At 49.9% G+C, this 22,148-nt stretch carries 19 protein-coding genes and 1 pseudogene; 17 read left to right on the top strand and 3 right to left on the bottom strand.

Annotated elements, in window-relative coordinates:
- Together Q0628_RS13670 and Q0628_RS13675 are read left to right on the top strand one after the other, a co-directional pair.
- Window positions 1-1,060, top strand: a 1,060-nt coding sequence (locus tag Q0628_RS13670) for a radical SAM protein (protein ID WP_298771888.1), incomplete at its 5' end; no start/stop codon positions are given.
- Window positions 1,061-1,136: 76 nt separating this feature from the next.
- The gene (locus tag Q0628_RS13675; protein ID WP_298771890.1) at window positions 1,137-2,087 is read left to right on the top strand and encodes an Lrp/AsnC family transcriptional regulator; all 951 of its coding nucleotides are present in this window, start codon (window positions 1,137-1,139) and stop codon (window positions 2,085-2,087) included.
- Between the two features lie 7 nt (window positions 2,088-2,094).
- Here the strand turns inward: Q0628_RS13675 and Q0628_RS13680 are convergent, their stop codons facing one another.
- Together Q0628_RS13680 and Q0628_RS13685 are read right to left on the bottom strand one after the other, a co-directional pair.
- Window positions 2,095-2,721, bottom strand: a complete 627-nt coding sequence (locus Q0628_RS13680; protein WP_298771892.1) for a hypothetical protein — start codon at window positions 2,719-2,721, stop codon at window positions 2,095-2,097.
- A gap of 8 nt (window positions 2,722-2,729) precedes the next feature.
- Entirely contained in the window at window positions 2,730-3,539 is an 810-nt protein-coding gene (locus Q0628_RS13685; RefSeq protein ID WP_298771894.1) for a hypothetical protein, read from the bottom strand.
- Between the two features lie 78 nt (window positions 3,540-3,617).
- On the opposite strand from Q0628_RS13685, the gene Q0628_RS13690 reads away from it, so the two are divergent.
- Genes Q0628_RS13690 through hemC form a run of 3 tightly spaced genes read left to right on the top strand, consistent with a single transcriptional unit; the run spans window position 3,618 to window position 7,147 of the window.
- On the top strand, window positions 3,618-4,880 hold the full coding sequence (locus tag Q0628_RS13690) for a CotH kinase family protein (protein ID WP_298771896.1): 1,263 nt from the start codon (window positions 3,618-3,620) through the stop codon (window positions 4,878-4,880).
- A gap of 19 nt (window positions 4,881-4,899) precedes the next feature.
- Window positions 4,900-6,228, top strand: a complete 1,329-nt coding sequence (locus tag Q0628_RS13695; RefSeq protein ID WP_298771898.1) for a glutamyl-tRNA reductase — start codon at window positions 4,900-4,902, stop codon at window positions 6,226-6,228.
- Window positions 6,221-7,147: a hydroxymethylbilane synthase gene (gene hemC / locus Q0628_RS13700; protein WP_298771900.1), complete on the top strand. Its 927-nt coding sequence runs from the start codon at window positions 6,221-6,223 to the stop codon at window positions 7,145-7,147. Before Q0628_RS13695 ends, hemC begins: the two co-directional genes overlap by 8 nt.
- Before the next feature lie 88 nt (window positions 7,148-7,235).
- Here the strand turns inward: hemC and Q0628_RS13705 are convergent, their stop codons facing one another.
- The gene (locus tag Q0628_RS13705; RefSeq protein ID WP_298771902.1) at window positions 7,236-11,024 is read right to left on the bottom strand and encodes a fibronectin type III domain-containing protein; all 3,789 of its coding nucleotides are present in this window, start codon (window positions 11,022-11,024) and stop codon (window positions 7,236-7,238) included.
- A 152-nt stretch (window positions 11,025-11,176) separates the two neighbouring features.
- Here Q0628_RS13705 and cobA point away from each other — a divergent pair, with 152 nt between their 5' ends.
- The 12 genes and pseudogenes from cobA to Q0628_RS13765 form a co-directional block, all read left to right on the top strand.
- Window positions 11,177-12,898 carry a uroporphyrinogen-III C-methyltransferase gene (cobA, locus tag Q0628_RS13710; protein ID WP_298771904.1) on the top strand — a complete coding sequence of 574 codons (1,722 nt, stop codon included), beginning with the start codon at window positions 11,177-11,179 and terminating at the stop codon, window positions 12,896-12,898.
- 24 nt (window positions 12,899-12,922) lie between these two features.
- Entirely contained in the window at window positions 12,923-13,831 is a 909-nt protein-coding gene (locus Q0628_RS13715; RefSeq protein WP_298771906.1) for an NAD(P)-dependent oxidoreductase, read from the top strand.
- Between the two features lie 100 nt (window positions 13,832-13,931).
- Window positions 13,932-14,759, top strand: coding sequence for a hypothetical protein (locus tag Q0628_RS13720; RefSeq protein WP_298771908.1), 828 nt, complete (start codon window positions 13,932-13,934; stop codon window positions 14,757-14,759).
- A 28-nt stretch (window positions 14,760-14,787) separates the two neighbouring features.
- Window positions 14,788-15,846 carry a hypothetical protein gene (locus Q0628_RS13725; RefSeq protein WP_298771910.1) on the top strand — a complete coding sequence of 353 codons (1,059 nt, stop codon included), beginning with the start codon at window positions 14,788-14,790 and terminating at the stop codon, window positions 15,844-15,846.
- Between the two features lie 75 nt (window positions 15,847-15,921).
- The gene (gene hemB / locus Q0628_RS13730) at window positions 15,922-16,902 is read left to right on the top strand and encodes a porphobilinogen synthase (RefSeq protein WP_298771912.1); all 981 of its coding nucleotides are present in this window, start codon (window positions 15,922-15,924) and stop codon (window positions 16,900-16,902) included.
- 118 nt (window positions 16,903-17,020) lie between these two features.
- Window positions 17,021-17,347 carry a hypothetical protein gene (locus Q0628_RS13735; protein WP_298771914.1) on the top strand — a complete coding sequence of 109 codons (327 nt, stop codon included), beginning with the start codon at window positions 17,021-17,023 and terminating at the stop codon, window positions 17,345-17,347.
- Between the two features lie 69 nt (window positions 17,348-17,416).
- A complete protein-coding gene (gene hemL / locus Q0628_RS13740) occupies window positions 17,417-18,703 on the top strand; it encodes a glutamate-1-semialdehyde 2,1-aminomutase (protein WP_298771916.1) in 1,287 nt (428 codons plus the stop codon).
- Window positions 18,704-18,773: 70 nt separating this feature from the next.
- Window positions 18,774-19,763, top strand: a complete 990-nt coding sequence (gene nirJ2, locus Q0628_RS13745) for a putative heme d1 biosynthesis radical SAM protein NirJ2 (RefSeq protein WP_298771918.1) — start codon at window positions 18,774-18,776, stop codon at window positions 19,761-19,763.
- 83 nt (window positions 19,764-19,846) lie between these two features.
- Complete coding sequence (tadA, locus tag Q0628_RS13750; RefSeq protein ID WP_298771920.1) at window positions 19,847-20,338, top strand: tRNA adenosine(34) deaminase TadA; 492 nt, start codon at window positions 19,847-19,849, stop codon at window positions 20,336-20,338.
- Between the two features lie 15 nt (window positions 20,339-20,353).
- On the top strand, window positions 20,354-21,181 hold the full coding sequence (locus Q0628_RS13755) for a hypothetical protein (RefSeq protein ID WP_298771922.1): 828 nt from the start codon (window positions 20,354-20,356) through the stop codon (window positions 21,179-21,181).
- Window positions 21,178-21,900, top strand: a complete 723-nt coding sequence (locus Q0628_RS13760) for a hypothetical protein (protein ID WP_298771924.1) — start codon at window positions 21,178-21,180, stop codon at window positions 21,898-21,900. Before Q0628_RS13755 ends, Q0628_RS13760 begins: the two co-directional genes overlap by 4 nt.
- A gap of 9 nt (window positions 21,901-21,909) precedes the next feature.
- Window positions 21,910-22,148: pseudogene (locus tag Q0628_RS13765) on the top strand (hypothetical protein); the annotation flags it as partial.

A 22,148-nucleotide genomic window follows, 5' to 3' on the forward strand; every position in this document is an offset into this window, starting at 1 on the left:
GGTGGTGTGGAACTGCACCAAGACCTGCAACCTGAGTTGCGTGCACTGCTATGCCCGTTCCGAGGCCATCAAGTACCAGAACGAACTGACCCACGAAGAAGGCTTGGCTTTGATCGACCAGTTGGCCGATTTTAAGGTGCCGGTGATTCTCTTTAGCGGTGGTGAACCGCTTTTGCGCCCGGACTTCTTTGAATTGGCAAATTATGCAGCCTCTAAGGGTATTCGCCCGACCATCAGCACGAACGGCACCTGCATTACACCCGACGTTGCAAAGAAACTCAAGGACATGGGTGTGGGCTACGTGGGTATCAGCTTAGATGGCTGCGAAGCGACTCATGACAAATTCCGCGGCAGGGAAGGCGCTTACAAGCTCGCTTTGCGCGGTATCCGTAACTGTGTGGCTACGGGCCAGAAGGTGGGGCTTCGCTTTACGATTACGCGCTACAATGTGCAGGATTTGAATGCCATTTTTGACTTGCTCGAAGCCGAAAACATTGACCGAGTGTGCTTCTACCACCTGGTTTACAGCGGCCGTGGTTCTGCCATGGTGCAAAACGACTTGAACCATGAAGAAAGCCGCAAGGCAATCGACTTGATTATTGACCGTACGCTCGACTTCAAGAAGCGCGGAGTCAACAAGGAAATCTTGACGGTGGACAACCACGCCGATGCAATCTACCTGTATCGCCGTATGCAGCGCGAAGATCCTGCCCGTGCCGAGAAGGTGCTGGAACTCATCCGGCGCAATGGTGGCAACCGCAGCGGCATGGCATTCGGTAACGTCGATAGCATCGGAAACGTTCACCCCGACCAGTTTACGCAGTATATTACGCTCGGCAACGTGCGCGAAAGGAAATTCGGAGAAATTTGGACTGACGAGTCGAATCCGATTATGGCGGGCCTCAAGAACCGCAAGCCGATTCTGAAGGGACGCTGCCCCAAGTGCGCCTACTTGAACCTTTGCAATGGCAACTTCCGCACTCGCGCCGAGGCAGTGACAGGAGACTTCTGGGAAGAAGATCCGGCCTGCTACCTGACGGACGAGGAAATTAATGGATAATTGATAATGGATGATGGATGATGTGAAATTATCAATCATCAATTATCAATTACACACTCCTCACTTCACATTGAATATGACTGAACTTGAACAGCATCTTCTCGCTATCATCCAGGACGCATTTCCTTTGGAAGAGCGCCCGTACCAGGTACTGGCAGAGCAGCTTGGCTCCGACGAACAGAGCGTTTTTGCCGCGGTCGAGAATTTGCGCCGGTCGGGTATAATCCGCCGTGTTGGGGGAGTTTATGATTCCAAGGCGCTCGGTTTTATTTCGCGCCTGTGTGCAGGCAAGGTGTCGGAATCCGCTTTGGAATCGTTCGCTGCCGCTGTGAATGAAATTCCCGCAATTACGCACAACTATGTGCGCAGTCATGAATACAATGTGTGGTTTACCGTAATTGCCCAGTCCGAAGACGAAATTCAGAACGTTGTCGACGATGTCTGTGCAAGGACCGAACTACACGATGCGCATGTGCTCCTTGCAACTAAAAAGTTCAAGATCAATACGGTGATGGGTGCTGCTAGCGCACCAGCAAACAGAATTGGTGACGAAAAACGTCATTGCGAGCCGAAGGCGAAGCAATCTCCTGCCCTCTTTTTATCCGCAAATGACAGAGCCCGAATCCGCGTTGCCTGTGACAACATTCCGCATTCCTTGACTCCGTTCAAGGACTGGAATGTCTCTATTGCCGATTTGCGCGAGGATCTGGCTCTAAAACGCATGCGTCGCTTTGGTGCGATACTTAGACATCAGGATGCAGGTTTTCCTTACAATGCGATGGTCTGCTTTGACGCTCCTGCCGAAACCGGTGAAATTCTTGCGAGCAAGCCCTTTATTTCCCATTGTTACGAGCGTCCTGCCTTTAAAGATTTTCCTTACACGCTGTACGCCATGATGCATGCCCCGTCCGCAACAGCTCTGGAAAGCTACATCAGGGAGTCTGTTGAATCTATCGATAATCCTGATTATGTCGTGCTTCATTCCGTGCGTGAACTCAAGAAGACGAGTTTCAATTTTTTCGCTTAATTCTTTACTAGAACTTGCATCCGAGCGATGCAAAGAATATGCCGCGTTGTCCAAAGCTTAGGATGTTGATGGTCAGGGGGAAAGTCCGTCCCATCTCAAGTCCGAGCAATGTCGTATGGATCATGGGCGTTGCACCTCTATCGTAGAAAGATACGCCAAAGTCCAGTTCCATGAAAGGATTGAAAAATCCAGTTGAATTGAAGTTCAGCTTTGCCCTTGGCATGATAGTGTAAAGGGGACTATTCTTGATGGGTTTTGCATAGTTGAAGACGAGACCCGTTTCGAAAACTTCTCCGACCTTGTAGCCGTAATCGACGGAAAGTGCACCAAGGGTTCCAAAGGAATCTTCAGCACCGAACATGCTCACGATAGCCGAACCGATCATTCCGACAAAGTCCGAAATAGTGAAAATGCCGTAACCGACGCTTAAAGTGTGTCGCTTGAAAGGTTTCTCTTCGTTTTTTTCAACAGGGGCAGGAGACTCCTGCTTGGAGCTTAATGCTTTGTTCTCGTTGACGGTTGTGTCTGCCGTGGAATCCTTGCTGGAAAGTTCCGTGTAGTTTTCCATTTCCCAGGCGAACGAGGTGGATGCGAAGATAAAAAACAAAAATAACGATATAAGTTTAATTTTCATAGGAACTCCTAAAGGATCTTTGCTTCAATTCCGATTCGGTGACCCGTTTCAAAACCGAACAGGGTTCCTTCATGAATTTCGTAGTTGATGCCGAAACCAACGGGAAGGCGTAGAATGTTGAAAAAACGGACGATGTCAAATTTCATTTTCATACCGCAATACTTGTCCTTCATTTTGCGGTAGGGCTTATCGAGGTTCCTATTTTCGGAATCCTGGATACGCGCTTTGTATAATGCTGTTTCCGAGAATTCCCATCCCGAATGAAGTGCTTCGTTCCAGTTGAGCCTAAACCGCATGGATGCCTTGATGCCAATTTCTGCACCGGGCTTGTAGTTTAGATCTTCGAGGAACAAGTTGTAGGGGAATGCCATTCCTAAGATCAGTCGCCTTGAAAATTGCAACAAGGTAAATGGCTCTATGTTCAGCCGGTGAAAACGGTTTTTCTGTGAACCCTCTCCAGGAGGAAATCGCCAACCTAGATTGAGCCCGAAGTAGGGTAGTGCCATCCACTTGATTCCTGCGTAGGTTTCGTTGAAACCGTTCACATGCAGATTGCAGTAGTTATGGATATATCCGTCCGTAGAATATTCATAGCTATAGCTCAAGAAGCGGAAGGTCCCGTCTACATAGGCGCTAAGGTTTGGAAGTATAGCGTATTCGGCGGATGCCTCCATGTCGCCACTGTAGATATCCTCGTCGAGTTCGACGGTCCCTTGAACGGAAAAGGATGTTGCCGGTGGCAATACCGGATGCAGAGACTCGGTTGCAAACGATGCTGCAAGCGAACATAGCAGAATACATCCTATCCATTTTATCATGGAACCTAATATATAAAACTCTCTTTTTATTGTCATCAATAATAATCTGTTCCCGATATATTATATTTTATTCGGAATATGAATCGCTTTGCCCGACAGATAAAGCATGTCCTTTCGCTTGCGGCTTTTCTTGGCTGCTTGATCCTTGCGGGGTGTTACTGGGAAGAAACGGACAGTGAACCAGATTATCTACCAATAGACGATTCCATGTATCCTTATGCGGGCTTGCCGCGGATAGTTATCGAAACTGAGAATTTTAGTGGCGTGCGCGACCGCGAAACGGAAATCCCGTCGAGACTGCAAATATATGGAGAACGATCGCCAGAAAGCGAAGTTTTGAAACTTACTGTTCGTGGCCGAGGCAATTCGAGTTTCAAGATGCCCAAGTATGGCTTGAAACTAGAATTTGAAGATAAGGTAAGTCTGATGGGAATGCCCAAGAATAGGGACTGGGCGCTCGTTGCAAATTATGGTGACAAGACTCATTTGCGCAATTACATGATGACGCGTTTATCGGAATGGCTTGGCGCGACATATACTCCCAAGATGCAGTTTGTAGAACTTTATCTGAACCGGAACTACATGGGTCTTTACCTTCTCTCGGAGACGGTGAAGGTGTCAAAAAGTCGCGTCAATATAGAAGAGAACGATTCGACCTTCCTGGTCGAGAAGGAGGACTCGAAAAAATACGATCCGCCCTATGTCAAGACGGATAGCGACTATTATTACCATATCAAGTCTCCGAAGAATCCTTCCGAGGAAACGCAGAAACTGTTGCTGGACCACCTCAATGCTTTTGAAAAATTTCTTGCTCATCGTTATCTTCATCGAAAAGAAGAAATTAAGGACTGGATTGACCTTGATGACTACCTGCTATATTACTGGGTGCAGGAGTATTCGAAGAATGAGGACGGTAATTATGCGCGCAGTGTCTATTTCACATGGAAAAGGGGAGAGACGATACATTTCGGTCCGCTGTGGGATTTTGATCTTGCTTTCGGGAATGCGTCGCGTAGTGAAAATAAGAATCCCGAAGATTGGTATATCCGCAAATATCGGCTAAACTATTATATAATGAATAACTCTCTGGTCGATAGCGCTGCAGCGGATTATTGGACTAAGCATCGAAATCAGTTCAAGGACTTGATAGACAGTGTTCCTCTATATCGCTCCATTATCGAAAAAGCCGTCGAAAACGAGTATCGTCGTTGGCCTATCATCGGTAATACGGAAAATTGGGCGCTCAAGGATCCCTACGATTCCTATGATGAAGCCGTAGAAACGATGGTCGAATGGATGCAGAATCGTTTTGAATGGATTGATAGCAGAATTAGGAACTAAGTTTTTCTATTTTTATACCATGCGCAAAATTTACATGGCCGGAATGAGCCACAAGGTGGCCGAAATAGCCATCCGCGAAAAATTCTACATCGCGATGGATGTCAAGATGGAGGCTCTATCGAGTTCCCCGTTCGACGAACTTCTGATTCTCGCGACCTGTAACCGAACCGAGGTCTACGTGGCGTCGGACCGCGACATTGCAGAAGAGGAACTTGTCCGCTACGTATGTTCTCTTGCGAAGCAGAACTACGATGATTTTGCAAAGTTCTTCTATTTCAAGTCTCACGACGATGTCGTACATCATGTGATGAATGTCTGTGCGGGACTCGATTCCGTTGCCATGGGCGAAGACCAAATTTTGCATCAAATTTGTCGCGCCTACGAGACGGCTCACCAGCAGCATGCTACGGGAAATTGCTTGAATAAGCTTTTCCAGAGTGCAATACATACGACTAAGCGGATCAAGACCGAGACGAACTTGAGCAAGCTTAGCTGCAATATTCCTTTCCTCGCGATGAAACAGGTCCAGAAGACTTTCGATGATCTCGAAAATCGTACGGTGTACATTGTTGGCCTTGGCGAAATGGGATCGCTCATGCTTAAATATGTGCAGGAAAATACGACGAGGATTTTCGCTAGCAGCAAGACCTTTGCGAATGCGCAGAAATTTGCTGATGTGCTCACTCCGGTGAAATTCGAGGATCGTTATCAGGTACTCGGCAAGTGCGACGTGGTCATACTCTGTAGCGCCTGCAGTGAACCTATCGTCACGAAGGACGAATATGCAAAGTCAATCGGTGCCTTGGAATCCAAAGGTGCCAATGACGGAAAAAAAGGTGCGCTTGATGTCGTGTTTGAGCGTCACTGTAGTAAGGTGGCCGAACATCCAAACTCAATTGTGAATACTAAGCGTCTGGTCATTGATTTGGGAAGCCCGCGCAATGCGGAAGCCTCTATCGGGGATCTTCGCGGCGTTCAATATGTCTGCGTCGATGACCTAGAAAAGATTGTTTCCGAAAATCGTCGCCTGCGCATGGTTGAACTCGAAGCGGCTCAGAATATCCTGAAGGAAGGAATCAGTGAATTCCTGCAGTGGATGCGCATGGACGATGTCTCGAAGCAGATTAATATACATGCCGAAAAGATGCTCAGGTTTGCAAACGAGGATTCCGAAAAGCTTTTGCATTCGATGCCTGGATTGCCCGAAGAAGATCGTCACCGCATTTCGATGATGTATGAACGGTTTGCCAAAAAGATGGCAAACGATTATCTGTACAAGGTCAAGGCGGAAAATGCTCCCGAGGATGTTCAGGTATTCCTCAAGTGTCTGGGGGCATGCGATGAGTGAATCTAGATTGCGCGTAGCTACCCGTAAGAGTGCCCTTGCCGTGGCGCAGACAACGCTGGTCGCCACGGCCCTCGGTGTGCCCTATGAACTTGTCTCGATGACGACCGAGGGCGACCGAAGGCTCGACAAGAGCCTTGCGAGCTTCGGTGGCAAGGGTGTGTTCATCAAGGAACTCGAAGTGGCGCTCCTTGAAGGCCGCGCCGACATTGCGGTTCACAGCCTCAAGGACATGCCTGCCGAAGTGCTTCCCGAGTTTAAGCTAGCTGCGGTCCTAAAGCGCGAAGATCCTCGCGATGCGTTTATCGCTAAGGGGGGAGCCTGTGGCATCAATTTCATGAATCTCCCTGCCGGAGCCCGTGTAGGCACCGGAAGTATCCGCCGCGTGGTTCAGCTCAAGGCTTTGCGTCCGGATCTCGAATACGTCCCAATCCGTGGAAATATCCAGACGCGCCTCTCCAAGCTCGATGAACTGGATGGTGTCGTGCTTGCTGCTGCGGGCCTTAAGCGTATGGGGCTTTCCGACCAGGTGACAGAATTCTTTAGTATCGAACAGGTGCTCCCGGCTTCCGGTCAAGGCATCCTTGCAATCGAAACGCTTGCCGAGGTACCGCCATGTATTGACGATGTCCTTTCCCGTGTAAACCACGCCGAAACCTATGCCATTGCAGTCGCCGAAATGGCTTTCCTCAAGGCGCTCAATGCAGGCTGTCAGTTCCCCGTGGCGAGCTTTGCCGAATTTGTCGATGGGCCGGAAAGTGCTCGCATCTTGAAAATTCGCGGCATCTATTGGGATGAACCGTCTAAACGGTTGCTTCGTGCAGAAAGACAATGTCTAATTTCGTTTGATTCGGCGACCTATATGGAGCAGTCCCGCATGGCGGGTGTCGATCTGGCTCGCGAAATCCGCAAAAGCATCTAAAGATAAGTGAGACATTCGGGCTTCATGGCCTGAATGTCTTTTTTATAAAAAAAGTTCCGGTTTTTCACCGGAACTTTTTAGTGCTTATTTAGTTCGGACTGCAGAGATCGTAATCGTCAAGTTTTCCGTCACCATCCTTGTCTTTTTGAATGATGGTGGGGAAGTTCTTGTAATACGGTCCTACTGGTGTTGACCATTCCGTATAGTCCTTATTGCCTTCGATGTCTTCCCAGACGATTCGTACGGATGCGTAGGAACGGCAGAAGTCGACCACATCCATCGGGGCTGTGACATATGCGTTGTTGTACACTCCGTCCTTTGTCACTGTTATTGATGTCCACTGGGCTTCGTCCTGTCCGTTAAGGCGGAACTGATAGGTGAATTCCTTGGTGTATTCCGAATTCAGCATGGTATGGTTGGGGAAATTGCTGTTGATGGCAAATTCCATGACAATGTTGGCGTCACCTCCATAACGGAGCCAGGAAGTGAGCGACGGTGTTCCGAAGGAGTATTCAGAACTATACGGCGTAGAACGGGTCAGGATGACATCGTTGCTAAACGTTGTTGTGTCTTCGCCGCGGTAGGCTGCAACGCGGTAATATTGATCCAGGTTGTCGTTTCCTGCGAGGTTGATGTAATTAACATTTCTGTTCGTCGACGAGGCGTGAACCCATTCTCTTGCACCAGTTGCCGAAACGTTCAGCTTCTGGATTTCGAAGCCCTGTTCCAGACACTTCTTGTTCTGGTTGTAATTCCAGACGATTCTCCAGACGCGAGGAGCGATTCGTTCTGCAATGAGGCTAGTCGGAGCGGGGAATGTTCCGACGCATCCATCGGCCGGTGCAATCGCGGAGTACTTGGGAAGGTTTATGGATTCGGAGAATTCAGACCTTCCGTTTGCATCCTTTGCTGCGATTCGGTAGGTTATTTCGTGGTCTTCCTTTGCTTCGACCTTGATGAAATGGACTCCGGTATTGGTGGAATCAACGATCTTCCATGCAGGGGAATCTGCATTTGGATCAATTTCCTGCAGATAGAATCCATTTTCAGGACGATCGGCATTGTTCGTGTAGCTCCAGGAAAGCTTGTAGAAGTTGCCGCCGATGTCTTCGATGGCAAGGCCTGTGGGTACGGCGAGATCTGCAAGTGTTAGCGTGTTGTAGTCAATGTAGGCCGGAATCTGGACTTCTTCGGAATAGGTTCCGATTTCGGTTCCGTTCTTGGCTGCAACCTTGACATAGCGGATTGCATCGGTGCTTTCGACGTCGATGTCGAAAATCTTGATGCCGGTCTTTGTCGTGTTCAGCGCAACCCAGTCTGCATCAGCAGCGGGCTTGAGAATTTGCAGGTCAAATCCGTCTGAGGGCTTGTTCTTGTTTTCTGTATAGGACCAGGAAATGCGGTACTTGTTAGGGGCAATGGAATCCAGGCGGACATTGGTGGGAACGTTGAATTCTTCCCTGATTTCGACAAGTGTCGGAACGAGAACGCCGTCGGTGAAGGAGGAAAGGTTGTCCGTTGTCGCGTTATCGTAGGCAGCGACGCTGATATACTTTCCGCCAAATTCCGTGGCAGACAGGTCCTTGATCTTGACATCAGTCGTGTTGCTGATGATTTCCGGATCTCCCCAGGTTCCAACAGCGGGGTCGAGGACTCTGTACTTGAATCCGACGGCCTTCCTATTCTTGTTGTCGGCATAGCTCCAGGAAATTCTGTACATATTGACGCCGACGGAGTCTATCTTGAGGTTGGTCGGAGCGAGGAGCGAGTGATCTGCCGAGTAGTCCTTGAACTGCGGAATTTGAATTTCGTTGGACGGATCGGATTCTCCGCCTGCATCCTTTGCGATAACTCTGACGTATTTGCCGCAGTAGGCGTTATCGAATGTATATACCTTGACGCTTGCGCTCAAAGTCTTGAACATTTCCCAGGCGGGGCTTGTCGCCAGCGGATCAAGGGTCTCAATCACGAAGTTTGTGTTCGGACGCTTGCTGTTGGCAGTGTAGGTCCAGGTGATGCGGTAGGTGTTTTCACCGACGGAGTCCGCCTTCAGATTGGCCGGTACGGCCAGCACTTCATTTGTTTCGGGAATTGCCGTAGGATCGACATATGCCGGAACCTGAATTTCTTCAGAGGGAGCGCCGGCGACGGAATCCTTTGCCGCAATTCGGACGAAGGGCTGCTGCTTGAAATCATCCTTGGAAGCGTCAATCACGTAGAAGCGGACACCCTTGTTGGTCGCGTCATAAACCTTCCATTCCGGGGTGGTCGTGCTTCTTAGATCAAGAACCTGAACCTGGAAACCATTTTCCGGACGGTCCGCGTTGTTGACATAGCTCCATCCTAGTCTCCAGAGGTTGGGGCCTAGGGAATCGAGCTTCAGGTCGGTCGGTACGGCGAGCTGAGTCTTCGTGTTCGTAGAAGACGGATTTTCGGAATACCTGGGGACCATGATTTCGGTAGAGTAGTCGCCAATGTTGCCCTTCTTGTCGATGGCTGCAATGCGGTAGTACTTCTGGGTTGCCCCTTCGGCATTGTTGATAATGACATAATGAACGCCCTTGCTGACCTTCGGAGTATAGTCGGTCCATACCGGAGTGGCCGCATCGATATCGAGTGACTGGACCTGGAATCCGTTCTCGGGAACGGCCGGATTATTGGTGTAGCTCCAGGATATCTGCCACTTGTTTTCGCCCAGGGTGTCAAGCTTCAGGTCCGTCGGAACGGCCAGGTCGGCGTTTTCGACTTCGGTAAAGGACTGCTTCTTCGGAATCGAGATTTCTTCAGAGAATGCCGAATTACCCTTGTCGTCGTAAGCGGCGACACGCATAAATTGACCGCCGTAGGTCTTGATGTTGATGTTTGCGTACTTTACGCCTTCCTGAGTCGTCCTGTCCTTGGTCCAGGAAGGATTGCTGGTGGTCAGGTCAAGCTTTTGGATGATAAAGCCCTTTTCTGGACGGTTGGCGTTCTTTTCGTAAGTCCAGGAAAGCTGCCACAGGGTGTCCGACAGGGAATCGAGCTTGATGTTTGCGGGGACAGCGAGAGCGGTCGCATTGTTCTTGTTCAAGGTGGAATCGTCCGAAACTCTCGGAATGGTTATCTCTTCGGAGTATTCCGAGAGACCGTTGCTGTCCTTTGCCGCAACATGGAACAGGTAGCCGCCCTTCTTGTTACCGTCAATGATGATGACGTGGACGCCCTTGTTTGTCGTTCCGTCGTTTTTCCATTTGACAGAATCAGCCGTAAGGTTCAGGCTTTGGAGGACAAATCCGTTTTCTGGACGGTTCGCATTGTTCGTGTAGCTCCAGGAGAGCTGCCACATGTTATTGTCCAGGGTGTCTAGCTTGAGTTCCTGAGGAACGGCGAGTTCCATGCTATTCGCAGCCTGGGTGCTTGCCGATGCCGTGACCTGGATGATTTCACTTGGCTTGGAAGTTCCGCAGTCGTCTTCCGCAGAAATACGGTAGTATTTTCCGGATTTCGATTCGCCGACCAGGTTGTACATGGTCACGTCGGCATTTGTATGGTCAAGTACCTTCCATTTCGGAAGGGAGTCGGACATGTTCAGGATTTCGATGACGAAGCCGTTTTCCGGTCTATTTTCATTTTCTTCGTAGTTCCAGAAAAGAACCCATTTGTTTGTGCCGTCCTTGATGACGCTCAGATCGGTAGGAGAGGATAATTTGATAAGCGTATCGCATTCCGTTGATCCTCTAGAAGCGGACGAGGTCGTTGTTGTCGTGTACGAGTAACTCGTTTCCATGTTGTTCGAGGTCTCGTCTTCGGATTCGGACGAAACGGTGTCAGAACAGGCGGATAATCCGTACAGCAGCGCTGCTGCGAAGCCAAGTTTCCAAATGGGTTTTGTGTTCATAGGAACTCCTGTGTAGATTTTTCTTTACAGAAATATACATCTTTTGTTTAAATATATCTGTTTTTTTTTGTATTTTCGCAAAAAATGCTTCAGAATCCCCTAATATTGCGTTTTTTAGGGGAAAATGGGGCAATATTTCTATTTTTTTCTATATGCCTGGATATGTCTATCTAATCGGTGCGGGCCCTGGCGACCCTGGTTTGCTCACTCTTCGCGGCAAGGAAATCCTTGAACGGGCCGATGTGGTCGTATACGACCGCTTGGTTTCTCCGGCGATTCTTGGAATGTGCAATTCAAAGGCGAAGATGGTTGACGTGGGCAAAATGCCGACGCACCACAAGGTGAAGCAATCCGAAATCAACAAGCTCCTGGTGCAGTTTGCGCAGGAATACCCGCAGGGTGTTATTGCCCGTCTCAAGGGTGGCGATCCCTTCGTGTTTGGTCGCGGCGGCGAGGAGGCCCTGGAACTGGTTGGTGCCGGCATCGATTTTGACGTCGTTCCGGGTATTACATCGGCTATCTCGGTGCCAGCCTACGCGGGCATTCCCGTGAGCCACCGCGGCATTGCGACAAGTTTCCACATCATCACCGGGCATGAAAAGGCTGAAGAAAGAGTGTGTCATTCTGAGCTATACGAAACTAAGAACTTTAGTTCTCAAGTTGAGTTATGCCCTTTGGGTAGGAGCGAAGCGGAGTCGAAGAATCTCTCTCTGGACTTTGAAAATCTAGCGAAGTGCCAGGGCACGCTCATTTTCTTGATGGGCATTGCCAATATGGATTTTATCGCCAAGCGCCTTATAGAATGCGGCAAAGATCCGAAAACTCCTCTTGCCTTTATCGAAAAGGGCACGACGCCTTACCAGCGCACGGTGATGGCGACGCTTGAAACGGCGGGGGAGACCATCGTCCGTGAAAATGTGACGGCCCCTGCAATAACAATCATGGGTGGCGTGGTGGAATTGGGCAAGACGCTTGCCTGGAAAAAGAATCTGCCTTTGTCGGGCAGACGCCTAGTGGTGACCCGTGCCGCAAAGCAGGCCAGCGGGATTACCGAGCGCCTCACGGCCCTCGGTGCCGAAGTCATCGAAACTCCGATGATCGAAACTCGAACTTTGGAATGTCCACTTGTCATGGCGCAAGCGCATGACAGCATCGGCTCGGCAATGCCTGTCTGTGAACAGCCTGTCACTGCACTCGCCTCGCATGTCATTGCGAGCCCCGAAGGGGCGCGGCAATCTCGCCCTGCCGACTTCAGCTCTCTCGCAAACTTCGACATTCTTGCCTTCACGAGTACGAACGGCGTGGAAAGTTTCTTCAAACAGTTGTTTGCTTCGGGTAACGACATCCGCATCCTTGCCGGCAAGAAGATTGCAAGTGTAGGGAAGATTACCGAAAAGAAATTGCTCGAACATGGCATCCGCTGCGATTACGTGCCTGAAGATCATACCGGCGAAGGTCTCGGAAAACTGCTGGCTTCACATGTCATTGCGAGCGAGCAAGGCGAGCGTGGCAATCTTATTGACGAATCTCGCATTCTCCTTCTGCAGGGCAATCTCGCCGATGATACCCTGCTCAAACTTCTCCCGCAGGCGATTCGTTGGGTAGTCTACGAGACGCTCCCGGTGGCAGAACTCCCTGAATGGAAGCGTGAAGCCGCTGCCGGCGCCGATGCTGTCGTATTCGCCAGTACCAGCGCCGTGGAAAACTTTGCCAAGATGGCGGATGTGCATCCGCGACTCTCCTTCTGCATCGGTCGCATGACGGAATCTGCAGCCCGCAAACACGGCTTTAATACCGTCACCTCCGACGAGACGACCATGGATTCGCTTGTAAAGAAGATTGTGGAATACTACACAACGTCCCCTAATCACTAACCACCAATCACTAACCACTATTTCATGAAAGCTATTCTGATTATCGCTCATCACTGCATCTTGCCTGGGGCTTACAAGGGTTTCGAAGGTATTTTGGACAAGCTTCATCATGATTTGCCCGGTACGCGTGTGGCGAGTACGAGCCTGTTGGATTTGGAAAACGACCTGCGCACGCTTTTGCGCGAAGACATAGAGTCGGTGACGCTCCTGCCGTTCCTCTTGTTGAACGGTCAGCATTCAAAAAATGACGTGCCGCGCGTGGTGGCGAAATTGCAGGCGGAATTCCCGCAAATTCCCATCACGCTCTTGCCTTGCCTTGGCGACTGGAAAGAATTTACAAGCATGGTCGTCGCCGGCGTTCGCAGAGCCCAAAACAAACATGAACATGCCGTTGCGGGCGAAACCACGCAAACGGTCGCTTCGCAAAACCGTTCCCTCTTCTCCATCGAACTCAATCTCGAAGGGCGTAATGTTCTCGTTGTGGGCGGAGGCCGCATTGCTCTTCGCAAGGTGAAGACCCTTTTGCCGACGGGTGCGCGCATTACCGTAGTCGCCCCGCAGTTCGACCCCGAATTTTCCCATGTCATTGCGAGCGGAGCGAAGCAATCCATGGTTACAATGTTTTCGCGACCTTACGCGACCGATGACCTCCGCGGAGTCTTCATGGTCTTTATCTGTACCGACCAGCCTGCGGTCAATGCCCAGGTAAGCAACGATGCTCACGCTCGCCGCATTCTGGTGAACAATGCCTGTGATTACCTCGACGGCGATTTTATTGTGCCCGCCCGCATGGATTTCGGTGAAAATATCGCCGTGACGGTTTCCACGCAGGGCCGAGCACCCTCGCTTGCCAAGAAACTCAAGCAGAAAATCCAGACCGACTGGGCCGAGGGTCTTGAACAGGTCGAAAAGGACTTTTTTTCAAAAAAATAATTGTGAGAGCCGTCACTTTTCGACTTTTTCCTTAATTTGTTATTGATTTTTGTAAAATATTAGAATATCTTTACAAAAAAGATACAAAAAGGGGTTCCCTATGAAAAAAATCTTCTTGTTGGCCGCTGTAGCCTCCATGGCTGCAGCTTTTGTCGCTTGCGGCGATGATTCTTCCGGTTCCCCGACAGGTGGCTCGGGTTCGGAACAAATCTCTGAAGGATCGGTGAAGGCTTTCTTCCCGACGGGCTACAAGACTGAAGATGTCGTTGCCTGGTATGCTTCCGATGTCGAGACAATCGATGACGTTGATCAGAAAAAGACGATGGTTGACGCCGTCTATCTGTTCAAGGACGGCACCTTTATTGCGACAGAATGCAAGCTGAAGGTCAAGTCGGACGGTACCAAGAAACTATCGAACGAAATTTCTGTTAAGGGAACATGGAGCGGTTCCATGGACGATTTCGCAAATGGAACATTCACGGTTTCCTTCAATATGGAAGGCGTGGATATGACGATGCCGCTTGGAGTCGAGAATGGTTCCTTGGCGATTTCTACCGATGGGGATCGAGTCATGGCTTTCAAGTTGCAGTCGTCTTCGGTGCCTGCTCCGACCGAAGCGGGCGAGACTGTCGAAAAGGCTGATTCTGGTTCCAATTCTTCGATGTCTGGCGATGTTTGTTCTGTTTCAGTTTCTGGAAACTCCGTAACGGTGACTATCAATATGTATGGAGAAAACTACGTGACGACGGCGACTATTAAAGGCGATCAAATCGTCGCTACAATGAATGGTGAAACGAAGACTGAACCGAGCGATGGTATGACTTTTGAAGAATTGAAGGAATCCGCTTATGAAACCTGCGAAGATCTAAATAGCCAATCTTTTGATGATGATGGTGGCTTGGACTATGATTATGACGGAGACTACTAGTTGTTTCTAAAAGAATAAGGAGCAAAATATGAAAAAAACACTATACCTAGCCATGGCAACAATCTCCATGGGACTGATGGCCGGTTGCGGAGACAGTTCTTCTAGCTCTTCGCCTGATGATGATTCTCGCATCGAAAGTAGCGATAGCATAAACAGTAGTGATAGCTCCGATAAGGGTGGTACTGAAGAGGCTACTACGGTTTCCGCCTTTTTCCCGGAAGGTTACGATGCCGATAAGGTGGTCGCCTGGTATGCAACCGATGAACAGACCATTTCGGATAAAGGGCAGACCAAGACGATGGTGGATGCCGTCTACCTGTTCAAGGACGGTTCCTTTATTGTCACCGAACAAAAGGTGAAGGAAAAGAATAACATTTCCACATTTGAAAACGCGGTTGTTGCAGAGGGAACCTGGACTGGTTCTAAGGACAATGTCAAGAACGGTTCGCTGACGATTAGCCTCATGGGAAATGACATTCCGCTGGAAATCCAAGAAGGTAAGTTCTCCATTAGCCCCTTTGGTGGCGAATCCTATGATTTCAAGCTGGTTGAATCGGATGTGCCAGAGGCAAGCCCCGTTACCGAGGAACCGAAATCTGATTCGGACGACAAGGAAGATCCCAACGGAACGGCAGAACAGTTGGCATGGGCGAAATCGATGATCGCTCGTTCAACGGAGTCTGCTTCGAAGGTGGCTACGTTTGAAATTTCGGAACCGACCTGGGAAAGACTGAATACGAAGAGTGAAACCTACAATGCGACCTTTACGATCAAGGTAACCTTGAGTGAAGGTGAATTCATTACCGAAGATTTGGATTATCCGACCCTTGCGATAGGGCAGTATCCAGTGCACGCGATTGATTCGGAAAAAGACAAGCTCCCGGAGCAATGGAATAATAATAACTGGGAAATTAAGGATGCCAAGGTGGTTGGGAATACGATGACGGCTACGATGACGGAGAAAATCGATAACCTTAAGGTGGGACGCGCCTATGTCTTTGTCTCGACAAATAACGGTATGGATTCATCGATTGAATATAGCGAAGCGTTCTTCATTGTTCCGCCAAACTACCAAGGTGATTTGTAGTTGAATCTTTTGGCCCCCACAGCGGGGGCTTTTTTGTTATATTGAATAGGTAACCTAAAACAAGAGACTAAGAAAATGATTATCCGTCCGCGCCGCTTACGCAAGAATGCAACTATCCGCAACATGGTGGCTGAAACAGCCGTCAATCCCGATTCCCTGGTGTACCCGATGTTCGTGGTAGAAGGGGAGAAGGTCAAAGAAGAAATTCCTTCGATGCCGAACCAGTATCGTTTCAGTATTGATGAAATCTTGAAGGAACTTGAATCATGCGTGTCGCTTGGAATCAAGTCGATTCTTCTGTTCGGTATACCGAGTTACAAGGACGAGATGGCTTCGTCTGCATACGATGACGATGGTGTGGTGCAACGCGCCGTACGCTCCATCAAGGCGAAGTTCCCCGAACTTTACGTGATTACCGACGTTTGCCTTTGCGAATACATGAGCCATGGTCACTGTGGAATTGTGAAGGACAACGATGTCGATAACGATCCGACTCTGGAACTTTTGGCAAAGACGGCGCTTTCGCATGCCGAAGCCGGTGCCGACATGGTGGCTCCATCTGACATGATGGATGGACGTGTGGCTGCAATCCGCGAAAAGTTAGATGAAAACGGATTTGCGAATACTCCAGTCATGGCATACAGTGCCAAGTTTGCTAGTGCCTACTACGGACCGTTCCGCGATGCAGCCGATTCCGCTCCGCATTTTGGTAACCGTAAGAGCTACCAGATGGATGTGCGCAATGGTCGCGAGGCCATGCGCGAAGTCGCCCTTGATATTGAGGAAGGAGCAGATATCGTGATGGTAAAGCCTGGCTTGGCTTTCCTTGACGTGCTGCGTGCGACTGCCGAGATGAGCGATGTGCCTGTGGCGGTCTATAACGTGAGTGGCGAGTATTCCATGGTGAAGGCTGCTGCGAAAATGGGCTGGATTGACGAAAATGCCGTCATTTGCGAAAATTTGATCGCTTTTAAACGTGCTGGCGCCGATATTATCATCACCTACCATGCGAAAGAGGTGCTGGAAAAAGGGCTTTTGGCTTCCAAAATAATGTAAAAGAAATTTTACTTAATTCAAGCAAATTAAAATGTTTTTTTTGTGATTTTTTTTAGAAAAAAGAATTATATTTGTCATGTGTTATTGAAACACAAATAATCATTATGGAGAATAACAAATGAAAAAGCTTATGATTCTCGCCGCTCTCGGCACTGCTGCTCTCTTCACTGCTTGCGGTGATGACTCTTCTTCTTCGGGTCCGTCCGAAAGCTGCGAAGTTTCTACTACCGAAAATTCTGTGAAGCAGGAAATCACTTTCGGTGAAACTGTTACGACCACTTGGACGATCGATGGTGATAACATCACTATGACTCAGGAAGGCGGTGAAAATGCTTCTGAACCGTTTACCTATGCTAAGGGTGATCAGACTGTTGAATCTCTGAAGGCTGATGCTGAAAAGAGCTGTGAAGAAACGAAGAAGATGTGGGAAGAAATGGGCCTCTAATAGCCTCTATTCTTAACGAGATTCTAACAGGAAATCCGACCTTCGGGCCGGATTTTCTATTTTTGGGGCATGAACCATTCTTTGAGTGAAAAACTTTTTGCCGAAGCCAAGGGCTTGATGCCCGGTGGCGTGAATAGCCCGGTGCGAGCTTATAGCAATGTGGGGGCAACGCCTCCCTTTATCAAGCGTGCCAAGGGCAGCCACATTTACGATGTCGACGGTAACGATTACATCGACTATGTGGGCAGTTGGGGCCCGATGCTTTTGGGACATGCCCATGATGCCGTTATTAAGGCGGTAGCCGAAACGGCGCAGAATGGTTTGAGTTTTGGTGCGCCCTGTGGACTGGAATCGGAATTGGCGAAGCTGGTGATGGAACTGGTGCCCAGTGTCGAGATGATCCGCATGGTCAACAGCGGTACCGAAGCGACCATGAGTGCGATTCGTGCGGCGCGTGGTTTCACGGGCCGCGACAAGATTGTCAAGTTTGAAGGTTGTTACCACGGCCATAGCGATAGCTTGCTGATTAAGGCGGGCTCGGGGATGCTTACCACCGGTAAGCCGAGCAGCAAAGGCGTGCCGGCGGACCTCGCTAAATACACGCTGACGCTGCAATACAATGACGTAGCCGGCGTACACGAATTGTTCGATAAAATTGGTGACGAAATTGCGGGCGTCATTGTAGAACCCGTGGCCGGGAATATGGGCGTGGTGCCCGCGAAGAGAGAATTCTTGCATGCGCTCTCCGAAGAAACCAAGAAACATGGCGCACTCTTGATTGTAGACGAAGTCATGACCGGTTTCCGTGTCGACATTCACTGTGCGCAGGGCTTGTATGGCATCAAGCCGGACCTGACTACTTTCGGAAAGATTATCGGTGGCGGCATGCCGGTGGGCGCTTATGGTGGTCGCTTGGATGTCATGCAGCAGATTGCGCCGCTCGGCGGAATTTACCAGGCGGGAACCCTGTCGGGTAACCCGGTGGCGATGGCCTCGGGCCTTGCCACGATGCGTGAACTGAAGACGCATCCGGAATATTACAAGCACGCCGAAGCGATGACGACACGCCTGATTGAAGGACTTAAAGACGCCGCGAAGGAGGCGGGGATTCCGCTTGCGACAAACCAGGTGGGCTCCATGGGTTGCATCTTCTTTACCGAAGGCCCCGTGACATGCTTTGCCGATGTGCAAAAGTCCGACTTGGATTTGTTCCGCCGCTACTTCCTTGGAATGCTCGATGAAGGCATTTACCTTGCCCCGAGCCAGTTCGAGGCAATCTTTGTGAGTGCCGCCCATACCGAAGCTGACATTGACCGCACCGTGGAAGCGGCCCGTAAGGTTTTCAAGGCCCTGTAATTTCTATATTAAGACTCCATTGCGAAGACCCGTAGGCGATACGGTAATCCGGTGATAAAGAGGTTTTTAAATGATAGTATCTTGGATGACCACCAACAAGTGTAACCTGACCTGCAAGCACTGCTACCAGGACGCGGGCGAAAACAAGGCTGCCGAACTCACGACGCCGGAGGCGTTGAAACTGATTGATGAAATCGCGAAGGCGGGGTTCAAGATCATGATTTTTAGCGGCGGCGAGCCCATGACCCGCCCGGATATTGTGGAACTGGTGGCACACGCCTCGAGCAAGGGACTTCGCCCGGTGTTCGGCACCAACGGCACGCTCATTACGCACGACCTTGCCTTTGAACTCAAGAAGGCGGGAGCCATGGCGATGGGCATCAGCATCGACAGTATCGACCACGACCGCCATAACGACTTCCGCGGCCTTCCGAATGCCTTCGAGATGACGATGATGGGCATCGAAAACTGCAAGGCGGCTTGTCTCCCGTTCCAGATTCACACGACGATTATGGACTGGAACCAGAACGAGATTTTCGACATCATGGACTGGGTCAAGGAAATCGGTGCGGTGAACCACCAGATTTTCTTCCTCATTCCGGTCGGCCGCGGCAAGGAAATCGAAGGCCATGCGCTCCGCGTCGCCGAATACGAAGGACTCCTCCGCAAGATTATGGAAAAGAGCCGCACGCTCGGAATCCCCGTCAAACCCACTTGCGCACCTCAGTTCCTGCGCATTGCAGACCAGCTCGACATCAAGACGCGCTACAGCCGTGGCTGCCTTGCCGGTATCAGCTACTGCATCGTGAGCCCTATCGGGAAGGTGCGCCCCTGCGCCTACATGATGGAAGAGGCGGGCGATGTGCACGACACGCCGTTCGACGAAATTTGGGCCAATGCCGAGGTGTTCAAGAAGCTCCGCACCAAGGCCTATTCCGGTGCCTGCGGCAAGTGCAAGTTCAATGACCGCTGCGGCGGTTGCCGCGCCCGTGCCGCATACTACCACGAAGGCGACTACATGCAAGAAGACTCCTACTGTGCTTACGGGAGAGGTTTGTAATTAATTGATGATTGAGGATTGATGATTGATAATTACACATTATCCATCATTCATCATTCATCATCCATTATCCATTATCAATTATGATTGCTCCCGACGACGAAAAATTCATGCGTATGGCGCTCCGTGAAGCCGAAAAGGCTTTTGACGAAAAGGAAATCCCTATCGGTTGCGTTATCGTGAAAGATGGGGTAGTCATCGGTAAAGGCCATAACCAGATCGAGATGCTCAAGGACGCTACGGCCCACGCCGAAATCTTGTCCATCGGGACTGCCGCGAGCAGCCTTGAAAATTGGCGTCTAGACGGTTGTACTTTGTATGTAACGCTCGAACCTTGCCCCATGTGCGCAGGGGCTATTTTGAATAGCCGAATCAGCCGTGTGGTCTACGGCTCTCCGGATTCCCGTTTTGGCGGTTGCGGCACCACAATCGACGTTATTTCGAACAACGCACTCAAACGTGAAGTCGAAGTGGTCGGGGGGCTCCTTGCCGACGAATGTCTGGGCCTGTTGAAGGCTTTTTTCCAGAAAATGCGCCTTGAAAAAGGGGACTCTGGGAATAAGGGTATGAGTTAATACTATATTCTAAACATGAATTTCTTTAAGTTATTTGCGAGCGCCAGCGCTCTTTTTGCTCTTTGTGCCTGTGATGGTAATGAATTCGTTCTTACGTTCAATACGCAGAATGTCCCGCCGCAGACCTATTATCTGGAATCTTCGTTTAACGCCATTTTGCCGATGGATACGGTGTCCGGAACCCCCGAAGCCATGAATACGCACCTGAAGGTGCAGGCGACCAATAGCATGTTGACCGCCTATGATGACGGGACTGCGAAATTCCAGATGAAAATTGACTCCGTGGACTATAAGTCGGACAAGCGCACTGTCGAAGAATTCCGTAGCATGGAACGTTACATGTCTACAGAACATTTCCAGTTCAAGATGGCGAAGGATGGCTTCGTGAGCGATCCTGTCATTGAAGATTCCGTGATGCTTGGTACCGAGGCTTTGGACCTTGTCCGCCTGTTCCTGAAAATTCAGCCGCTGTTGCCCGGCAAGGCGGTTAAGGTGGGTGAAACATGGGAACGTCCTGTCGAAATTCCGGCGACGAACGGAAAGACTGTTGTTTATAAGGCTTTTACGCTCGAGGACCAGTATGTGCATGATGGAATGCAGATGGCGAAAATCGGCATGAATCTGAAGTACAAGGAAATACCTGATTCAACCTCGGATCTCCGTATGGAAAGCAAGGGCTTTATTGTGGGAACCGGGACGATTCTTTTTGATATGACTCATGGAGCCATTTCGAGTGTGAAGCTTGAGTTGACGGGTGACCTTAGTGTGAATGATGTCGTCGCGAACAGCGTGATTCCTGACATGCATGTAATTCAGAAGATTAACCTGAGGAGCGAACTTTGATCCGGTGTCTGCAAATATGGGGGAGTGCTTGCGCAATTTTCCTCGCTTGTTCTGCTGCTTTGGCTGGTGAAATTCCGTTCCCGACAATCGAGAACGGAAAGGTGAAACTGGTTGTTGCGGATAGCCCTTATATCCTGGAACAGGGTGTTGTTTTTTCGAATGGCGATACCCTGGAAATAGAACCGGGCGTGACGGTCCTGATGGGTGAGTACGCTAAGCTCATGTTCCGTGGCTCGGTCAAGATTATTGGTACTGATGCGGCTCCGATCGTCTTTAGAAGTGCCGATTCCACCAAAAGCTGGAATGGCATCCATTTTGTTTCTGCCAACCGTCCATTTGAAATCAAGAACCTCGTTGTCGAGAATGCCTTCCGGAATACGGTTTTCCGTTCCAAGGGAATTTTTGAAAACGTGAAGTTTGTGAACAACTACTATGGGCTATGGATAGACGATGTGCCCGAGGTGTTTTTGGCTCGTTGCGAATTCGTACGTAACCGTTTTGCCCTGTCCGTGCGTGCTGGTCAGGTGGTTGCTGCCGAAACTAAGATTGCTAACAATGTCTATGGCCTGTTCCTTGAAGCGGGCGGTAAGTTCGATGGCGACAAGGGGCTAATTAAGAATAACCTTGAAGCCGATGTGAGGAATGAAGCCGAGGAGCTTGCGGCACAAGGCAAGCGCGTGAACAGGAACATTTGGCATCGTATCGAAACAGCTTTCTAAGGGGTTGGGGTGCAAGAGTCTTTTCGCAGGTCCATACGCAAGATGACGGGCAATAGCGTTCGTCTATCGGTATGCCCAAACCGCTCGACGATGGTGGCGACACTTTCTCAGTCGATGATGGTGACCTGGTCGATTGTGTTGCATGAACACTTGGATGCGATGCTGAACGATCCTGCGGTAAACGTGGGGACGACGGAACTGATTTCTTTCAGTGAAACGGCGTGGAAACTGGCCGATTCCAGTTTCCC

The organism is uncultured Fibrobacter sp., assembly GCF_937877005.1.
Classification (GTDB): domain Bacteria; phylum Fibrobacterota; class Fibrobacteria; order Fibrobacterales; family Fibrobacteraceae; genus Fibrobacter.